Here is an 8,676-nt window from a genome sequence, read left to right as displayed (position 1 = left end):
CAGCCTGGGTGGGCATATATCCCTATCAGCAAAAAAATCGGCGACAAAAACCAAAACAATATTTGCTTTATTTGTACACAAAAGCATAATCCACTGCGTGCGAGTTCCTGACTACACGGTCAACAAATTCGCGTATGCCTCAAAGGGCCGCTGCCACCCCTCATGGGTCCGGCCCTGGAAATAACAATAAAACTCTTGAGGAGTACTCGCTGTGGAAAGCCGCAAATCCGAAGCACCGCCGCTCGAGCTCACGCCGCCATTACGCAATGGCCTGCTGGAGCGTCTGTTCAAACTCAGCTTGCATGGCACCACGGTGAAGACCGAGCTGATTGCCGGTCTGACAACCTTCATCACCATGGCTTACATCATTTTCGTCAACCCGAACATCATGGCCGATGCCGGGATCGATCACGGCGCAGCCTTCGTCGCCACCTGTATCGCTGCCGCATTGGGCTGCCTGTTGATGGGGCTCTACGCCAACTGGCCGGTCGGCCTGGCGCCGGGCATGGGCCTCAATGCTTTCTTCACCTACACCGTGGTCGGCACCATGGGCTACAACTGGGAAACCGCCCTCGGCGCGGTGTTTGTCTCGGGCGTGCTGTTCATGTTCCTGACCTTTTCGCGGATTCGCGAGTGGCTGCTCAACAGCATTCCGGTCAGCCTGCGGTTTGCCATGGGCGCCGGTGTCGGTCTGTTCCTGGGCCTGATCGGGCTGAAGACTGCCGGCATCGTCGTCGACAGCCCGGCCACCCTGATCAAACTTGGCTCGCTGCGCGAACCCGGCCCGTTGCTCGCCGCGATCTGCTTCCTGATGATCGCGATCCTCAGTTACCACCGCGTGTTCGGTGCGATTCTGATCAGCATCATCACCGTCACCCTCGCCGGTTGGGGCCTGGGTCTGGTCCACTACGAGGGCATCATGTCCGCGCCGCCGAGCCTGGCGCCGACCTGGATGGCAATGAACGTCGCCGGCGTGTTCAACGTCAGCATGATCAGCGTAGTGCTGGCCTTCCTCTTCGTGCACATGTTCGACACCGCCGGCACGCTGATGGGCGTGGCCCAGCGCGCCAACCTTGTCGCCGCTGACGGTCGCATCGAGAACCTTTCCCGAGCCATGAAGGCAGATAGCGCCTCTAGCGTATTCGGCGCCGTGGTTGGCGTGCCCCCAGTGACAAGTTACGTGGAAAGCGCCGCCGGCGTAGCCGCTGGTGGTCGGACTGGTCTTACCGCCGTCACCGTGGGTGTGCTATTTATAGCGGCCATGTTTTTCGCACCGCTGGCTGGCATGATTCCCGCTTATGCCACAGCAGGTGCCCTGATTTACGTGGCGATGCTGATGATGGGCGGCATGGCCCACATCGAATGGGACGAGGCTACCGACGCCATTCCGGCGATTGTCACGGCGATCATGATGCCGCTGACCTTCTCCGTCGCCGACGGCATCGCGCTGGGCTTTATTACTTACGTCGCGTTGAAGGCCGGCACCGGCAAGTACAAGGAAATTTCCGTCAGCCTGTGGGTGCTCTGCGCGATCTTCATCGCCAAGTTCATCTTCCTGTAAGCGCTGCGCGGTTCAGGCTTCAAACCAGCCTCACCCTCACCGGTGGGGCTTTTGCACATCTCGATAACAACAAAGGAGCAAAACGATGAGTCTGGAAACCTGGCTGCTATTCAGTGGCGCTGCACTGGTGGTGATCCTGATCCCGGGGCCACTGTCATTGCTGATGATCAGCAACAGTCTGAATTACGGTTTACGCAGGTCGTACCCCGCGTTCCTGGGTGGCGTGATCGCCTCGATCTGCCTGCTCAGCGCTTCGGCACTGGGGCTTGGCGCTCTGTTGCTGGCCTCGGAACAGTTGTTCAGCGCGCTGAAAATCATCGGTGCGCTGTACCTTTTTTATCTCGCCTGGCAGAGCTGGCAACAGTCGCGTCAGCCATCGACGGGTGCCGAAGTACCCGAAGCCGCACCGGTGCCGCGTTTTCGCACATTGTTCGGACGCGCTTTTGTACTGGGTGCGAGCAACCCTAAGGACATCCTGTTTTTCGCCGCGTTTCTTCCACAGTTCCTCCGCGCAGACCAACCGTTTCTGCCGCAGTTACTGATCATGATTGCGACCTGGGTAGTGCTCGATCTGTGCTGCAAACTGGCTTACGGTCTGGGTGCCAATGGTGCCGCACGTTATTTGCGCAGCGGCAAAGGCCAGAGTTGGTTCAATCGGGTGAGTGCCGGACTGTTTGGTGGTGCTGGCGCGGCATCGTTGCTTGGCAGCCACTGACTGAAAAGCGCCACTATTGATTATCCTGCCGGAATGGATCTCGGGCAGGATCATGTTGTTCATGAATCAATTAAGTGTGAGCAACATCCAGTCCCTGATATGCAATAGATAGCAACAACCCTTCGATATACAGGTCTCGAAAGGCCAACGTAATATCCTTGGCCTTAACAACAATTGCCGGAACAAGGAAGTTCTAATGGCCACACTTATACGCGAAGCAATAGCACAAACCGACCCTGCAATACATGCGGACACGCAACCTGTTTCCGATACCGTCATAATTATGGATTTGGGCTATGAATCCAACGAATACAAGCCTTCAACCATCGACCATGGCCAAACCAGTGGAAAATCGAGTCAGTTGCAAATGGTGGACGAAGTGTTCGGCCCTTTGGAGATTGGCGATATTTCGATTACTCGTACAGCGCTCGACGGACTAGGCGCAACAATTGACGGTCAGCCATTGAATGGCCAGAACAGCTTCTTTCGCCGCCCCAAACTTTCTTTTATCAATAGCTTGCAGTTCGACGCCAATAAAGTTGAACACTTTCTGAAAACTTCAACAGGCAGCGATGGCTACTTGTTACCCACGCTCCTGTTTGAAATGGCCAGCCAGCGCCCGCTTTGCGCCCCTCAGCTCTTGAGGGAAAACAATGCCAATGAAAAGGTAGCCGGCAATTACCGCGACAAACTGGTAAAACTTCTGAGCGCAGCACAGTCGCTTGATCTACAACACGTGCACGTCCCCAAACATCATCCCCGCTGGGCGGCATTGACCAAAAGCTACGCGACGCTGGGCTCCAGCCTGGGCATCCAGGGTTTCGGCATTTTCATGGGGATTCGTGGCGTAATCGATGCGATCAAAGCCGATAACCGTGCTGAAGTAGCGATAAACAGCGCGGGCATTGCGTCGGAGCTGGCCTCCATCGCGGCCGATGTCACGGTCAGTAAAATAGCCACACAGATGCTCACAGCCGGACAGAATGCTTACCGGGACTTCGCCCGAACACGCTTCGCCCTCAGACTGGGTCGATCGGGCGGTCTGGTCGGCGGCATGCTGACGCTGCCCTTCGACATCTTTACCGCCGTGAGATCCATGAACGCCGCTGAGAATGCCACCGGCAAAGAGGCTATGGATCATTACGTCAGCGCTGGCCTGAGCATTACCAGTGCAGCCATGACCGTCATTCTCGGCACTGCCGCGATGGCCGGTTTCTCGCTTGCCGGCCCCGTCGGGCTTGCAGCCGGCGCGATTCTCGCCATTGGCTCGCAGGTCTACGGTGCGGTACGTATCGTTGACGACATAGATGACTACATCGAATTAACCGTTGATGAGCGGTGGCGTAGCGGATGGTTTTCGTTCTGCATGATGGACGTCGACGAAAGCGTTCAAAACCGCTATATCAAGGCCAAAACACTACTTCAACACTCATTGCAGTTAAAAAAGACCGCGAGAACGCTACTCGATGGCCCCTTGAAAGAGAGCACCGAAGCCATCGTCAATGGCAAGTTTGATGTACGCCTGAAACCGACGCGGGTCTGGAAACGAAACTGGTGGACCAAACAGGATGCGTGGGAGTCGGTCAATGTCCCTGAAGTGGTAGGCACCGATGACATCATTGATGCAAGCGCAGGGGTTACAAAAGATACACCCGGCGCGGAACTGGGAGTTGCGGCAGAGGGCAAAAACATTCTGTGGTTTCTCAGCGAGGGTAACGACTCGATCAAAGGTGTAGAAAAAAAACCCAACACGTTCTATTACAAGTCAGGAAAAAAACAACTGTCGGGCGGTGAAGGCAATGACCAGTTCCTGTTTGAGAACGCAGCCGCTTTCCTCGAAAAGGACAGCCATGTTGCAGAATATTCAACGCTGAGCGGCGGCGCAGGAAATGACACACTGGTACTTGGCGGCAATTACTCCTCTCGTGATACGAACAGAACTGGCTATGACATAGATTTGCTGGCCGGAACATTGCAGATCATCACCAGCGATGTCGATGCCGAGAATAACAAGATATCCATCCTGCACAGTTTGCTGGACAGTATCGAAAATATTGAAACAGTCCATCGCGCAGCAAGCGTTGTAACCGGCACTGCGCAAAACAACGTCATCAAATCACGGGGCAGCGACATCATTGAAGCTGGCGCCGGAGACGATCAGATATTCCTCTCCCACGAAAAAGCAAAAGCGTCGGGAGGCGCCGGTGCGGATCAATATTACATTGCGCATGTGGCTGGTCGTTTTTCCATTATCGATGATGGTGAACAGACCAGTTATATCGTCATGAATTGGCGCAAGGACCTGATTGAGTCCTGGGCTATCGAGGGCAATGACCTGGTCATCCGCTCAGGCTTCGAAACTCATGACAATCCCAAAAACGTATTGACCATTCATGACGTTTACAAGAAAAACGAAGGCACAAGAAAGCTGAGCAACAAAAATCTGATTTTCATAACCAGTGATGATTGCCATTTCAGACTTGACCTGCCTGAAACAATCCCGGATGGCCACACCGCCGATATACCGGAAATTTTCGTCAAACGTGGCAAACCGGTAACACCGATCATTATTTATGCGCCGGAATGCTGGATCCGACACCGCAAGGAAGCGAGCTATTACGTACCGAGAACCGGCAAGGCCAACACTTTCTACGCGGTTTTACGTCCGGATGTCATAACCCGGATATATCTGGACTTCACCAGTGATGAGCTGACAAAAGCCGAGGCGCATTTTTTCTCCGACAAACCCAAGTCATATCGACTGACTGTCGGCTGCCATCTCGTCTATCACTTCGGCGCGAAGACCATCAAGCTGAATTATTACTCGGCTGCGCGTAGCGAAGACGATAACGACAATATCATCAAGATCCTGCGAACCATGGCCGTGCGACCGTTCGGCCGTTATGTGTTGATTTTCAAGGACGGTGTCGTTGCAAACGCTGGTCTTACAGCGGAAACCGACATCCCGCCAGCCTTTACTGACTTCTCGGTCTCGAGGCATTGGGTAACCCAGATGAAAGTGCCACTCACGGGTCGTTCTCGACAGTGCTTTTATGCGCTGCCTGAGAAAGCGGGTTACTCGCTTGGCACTACGAGGAGTTGCGCAATGCCGATACCACTGGCCGTGCAAACCAGCATGGACGCCTATGAAGGAGTGGGTGCGAGTTATCTCATCCACGTACTGCCTGACATGACTATCAGACTCTCGACTCCTGGCGCGCTCGCCAATGCCAAAGAGCGGCTTCCCTACTCATCCACCTGGGAACTTGATGCAACGCAGCTCGGCGAGATCGATATAAAACTCGAAGAAAACCGGCTTTCCATCGGCACTACCACTTTTTATCTGCCTGTCTATGAAAGCGAGGATTTGATAGACCAGATCCGCGTTATTGCCACCGGTGGAGTTGTACATACGGTCGATCTGGTCTTTGACCGTGTCTATCTGGATGGTCTCGATGCACGTTTTTTTGAAGAGCCCGACGCCTCAAAAGCACTCCCGCAAGCTCTTGCCGCATTGGCCAATGACGAAGTCAAAGTCTGGAACATTATCTGCCTTAACGACCAGACCGCGCGCGTGGGCTACAACTTTGCCGCGCATGGCTGGGTATTGCGTGCCGACAAATCCCGCATCGAAAAGTCTGCTTTAAGGGTGGTGAATCGCTGCAACCACCAAACCAACATTTTCGGCCCCGTTTCTGTGATGAAAGTGCCTCCCGCGTAATTCGCCGGTCGTTCGTCAATAAACCCATTTTTTCGAGCGTTGCTGTCTACGCGGCACTTGCACGCGTCTGCGCGCTCTTTTACCGAGCATTCCCCATGGCCAAGTCACCCAAAAAAGTCCCTGCAGTAAAACCACCCAATGCCCCCGATGCTGGACATTCCGGCTCACCGCCTCTCGTCAGCCGTATGGGCCTGGACATGCCTGACGCCCTGCTTCTGGGCATCGATTCACCGGCCGTCAGTCAAGCGGCAAGCACATCTGCCGCAGCCAGAACACCGCCCACGGTTACTGTTCACGCCCTGCCGGATGCAACGGAAAACTTCAGCGCCACTCGTAACGCAATCGCCTGGCCGCAAGAGCGTTTCCACGAACTGGTACCCGTGGCGCAGAACGAAGGTTTGTTCACCGGACCGGATCAGCGCACGTACGCTCAGATCGCTAATGAAGGCCAGTTCGTCGTCGAACAGGACGGGCAAGGCAATTATCATGTGCCTCTGACCTTCGCACCCGGTGTGCCCGGCCTGCCCCTGACCCGCCTCGAGGGTCAGACGACTTGGCAGATCCGGCGGCCCGAGAGGCTATCCAACCGGCCTGCATCCGCCACCCCCAACCTGCCCTCATACATCTCGCCGGCCGACGCCATGACGCTGAGCAAGCCTGAGCTGGCAACGGAGGGCCTTCGATACAACAGACTCAGGCAGACCTTCGTAACGACGGTGGACGGCACGGTCATGGTGCGCAAAAACAAGGATGGCGAATACCAACAAGCGTTTGCCTCGACGAGCAATGCACCCGACGTTTTCTTCGAGCAAATCCCCGGCACTGTTTTCTGGCGACAAAAACCGCCAGGGGCGAAGCCATCGCAAACGCAAGGCCAATCCAGCCAGCCAGGCGAACAGACCGACCAGGCAACACCTGGCCCGAGCAAGCGTCCCCGACTTGCCGAAGCCGCAGAGACGCTAACTGCGGCGACAGCCAAGCCGTCCTCTGACAACGACCAGACGCCGTATTTCTGGCTTCCCTGGGGGCATCTGAACAAACCTGCGCACACCGAATCGGTACAGCTTGGCTGGCTGCATTATCCAATCGTTCCGGTTGGCTCGAATACGGCGCCCACCGTGTATTTCGTATGTCATCCCGAGTTTTTCCCGAGCGGTTTCGACGCTTTCGAGAACATGCTGAAAAACGCCCCCGAGCAACAGCCGGTGGCGACGTTTCGAATCGGCAGCGATCCAGGTGAAGTCCATCCGGGCAAACGCTTTTTCGAAGAGCCGATAACAACGTCCGTCGCTCGCGCGTTCCCTGATTTTTCGCAAGCGACAACGACAGCCGTTGCCCGCAGGTTATTCGAACTCGCCGATCATTCCCCGACGATTACCGGCACCGGCCTGATCAACGTTCAGGCCGTCTTGCATCAATGGAAACAATTGCCGTTTTCCACAGCACCTGATTTTGCCGACCCGCTGAATATGCTCGCCATAGCGCCGGACATCGATCTGGGGGGCAAGCGGCTTATCCCGATGCCTTCCCAGACCGACAGCGAATTGCAACGCCTGACCTTTGATCCACAGCACTTCTCCTCCGCCTGGAATCATTACAAGACCTATCCATCAGATCTGAATCTGCGGCGATTGCTCGGCGCGTTGCTGGTCGGCTGTGGTTACGAGCTGTTTCCACTGACCTATGAACACAGAATGCCGACGCTGGTATTCAAACGAGCCGGTCACGATCAAATCTTCTTTTTGAAACTGGGGGCAATCAGTCAAGCCGGCCTGACTCACGTTCCTGGCAACGAACTGACAGAACCGAGCTTGCCCGCCAGAATCGGTCAGGACGCCTTCAAGGCACTGACCGATGCAGCGGAGCAGAACAAAGTGGTATGGCTGATAGGAGGCGTATTGAAGGTCGCGTCCACGCCAGACTCGGTGTTCATTATTCGCGAGCGCTGAGCCGAGACTCGACTGCGCCGGCAGTTGCACCGTAAACACGCATAAAAAAAGCCCGCAGTGTGAGCGGGCGAAAGACCAAAGAAGCTATATGCGCAGTCGCTTCCCGGTGGGGGCAGCTGCTTGGGGGTCAACTGCCCCGATACGTGGAATAGCTGTAAGGCGAAATCAGCAGGGGCACGTGATAGTGCTCCTGCTCGGCGGAAATGCCGAAACGCAGTACGACGACATCGAGAAACGCCGGCTCGGGCAGTTGTACGCCACGGGCGCGGTAGTAATCGCCGGCATGGAACTGCACCTGATAAACCCCGGTGCGATAATCGTCGCCTTGCAGCAACGGCGCATCGACCCGGCCATCGCTGTTGGTTGTCGCACTGGCGACCAATTCCAGGTGCGATCCTTCAACGCGGTACAGCTCGACCTTGATCGAGCTGCCCGGGCAACCGTGTGCAGCGTCCAAAACGTGTGTTGTCAAACGTCCCATTGATTCTGCGCGCCCGGCCGCAACAAGCGGTCAGACTTCGCGCCTCCCGAAGTCAGTTGAAAAGGAGACCGCACCGTTTCGGAGCACGAAACGCTGCGGCGAGCGACTGATTAAGACACTTTTCAAAAAAATTGTACACAATAAAAACGACATTTTTCGCTTCCCCCCCGCCATCCGGGCCTTAATCGCCAATTCGCAGGCAAAGCGCCTGATCATTGAACCTTCTATTCATTAGCTGACTGGTCAGGC

Annotated in this window: 5 protein-coding genes; 4 read left to right on the top strand and 1 reads right to left on the bottom strand. The window is 55.6% G+C overall.

From position 1 onward, the window contains the following. Positions 1–211 precede the first annotated feature (211 nt). The 4 genes from F8N49_RS21705 to F8N49_RS21690 all read left to right on the top strand — a co-directional run bounded on the left by F8N49_RS21705 (position 212) and on the right by F8N49_RS21690 (position 7,946). A complete protein-coding gene (locus F8N49_RS21705; protein ID WP_024012217.1) occupies positions 212–1,561 on the top strand; it encodes an NCS2 family permease in 1,350 nt (449 codons plus the stop codon). Between the two features lie 85 nt (positions 1,562–1,646). After that, a complete protein-coding gene (locus F8N49_RS21700; protein ID WP_016773765.1) occupies positions 1,647–2,276 on the top strand; it encodes a LysE family translocator in 630 nt (209 codons plus the stop codon). A 196-nt stretch (positions 2,277–2,472) separates the two neighbouring features. After that, a complete protein-coding gene (locus tag F8N49_RS21695) occupies positions 2,473–5,997 on the top strand; it encodes a calcium-binding protein (RefSeq protein WP_151552496.1) in 3,525 nt (1,174 codons plus the stop codon). Between the two features lie 95 nt (positions 5,998–6,092). Continuing rightward, positions 6,093–7,946: a hypothetical protein gene (locus F8N49_RS21690; RefSeq protein ID WP_151552494.1), complete on the top strand. Its 1,854-nt coding sequence runs from the start codon at positions 6,093–6,095 to the stop codon at positions 7,944–7,946. Between the two features lie 127 nt (positions 7,947–8,073). Here F8N49_RS21690 and uraH read toward each other — a convergent pair whose 3' ends face one another. Continuing rightward, positions 8,074–8,427 (bottom strand): hydroxyisourate hydrolase, encoded by a 354-nt coding sequence (uraH, locus tag F8N49_RS21685; RefSeq protein ID WP_041479332.1) that lies wholly within the window; start codon positions 8,425–8,427, stop codon positions 8,074–8,076. Positions 8,428–8,676 lie beyond the last annotated feature (249 nt).

Source organism: Pseudomonas sp. GXM4 (genome assembly GCF_008923895.1).
Taxonomy (GTDB): domain Bacteria; phylum Pseudomonadota; class Gammaproteobacteria; order Pseudomonadales; family Pseudomonadaceae; genus Aquipseudomonas; species Aquipseudomonas atacamensis.
This window is presented reverse-complemented; position numbering and strand designations above follow the sequence as displayed.

Bases quoted from the DNA above. Each gene is read 5' to 3' on its own strand.
- F8N49_RS21690 (WP_151552494.1), top strand. From the start codon at position 6,093: ATGGCCAAGTCACCCAAAAAAGTCCCTGCAGTAAAACCACCCAATGCC.
- F8N49_RS21700 (WP_016773765.1), top strand. From the start codon at position 1,647: ATGAGTCTGGAAACCTGGCTGCTATTCAGTGGCGCTGCACTGGTGGTG.
- uraH (WP_041479332.1), bottom strand. From the start codon at position 8,427: ATGGGACGTTTGACAACACACGTTTTGGACGCTGCACACGGTTGCCCG.
- F8N49_RS21695 (WP_151552496.1), top strand. From the start codon at position 2,473: ATGGCCACACTTATACGCGAAGCAATAGCACAAACCGACCCTGCAATA.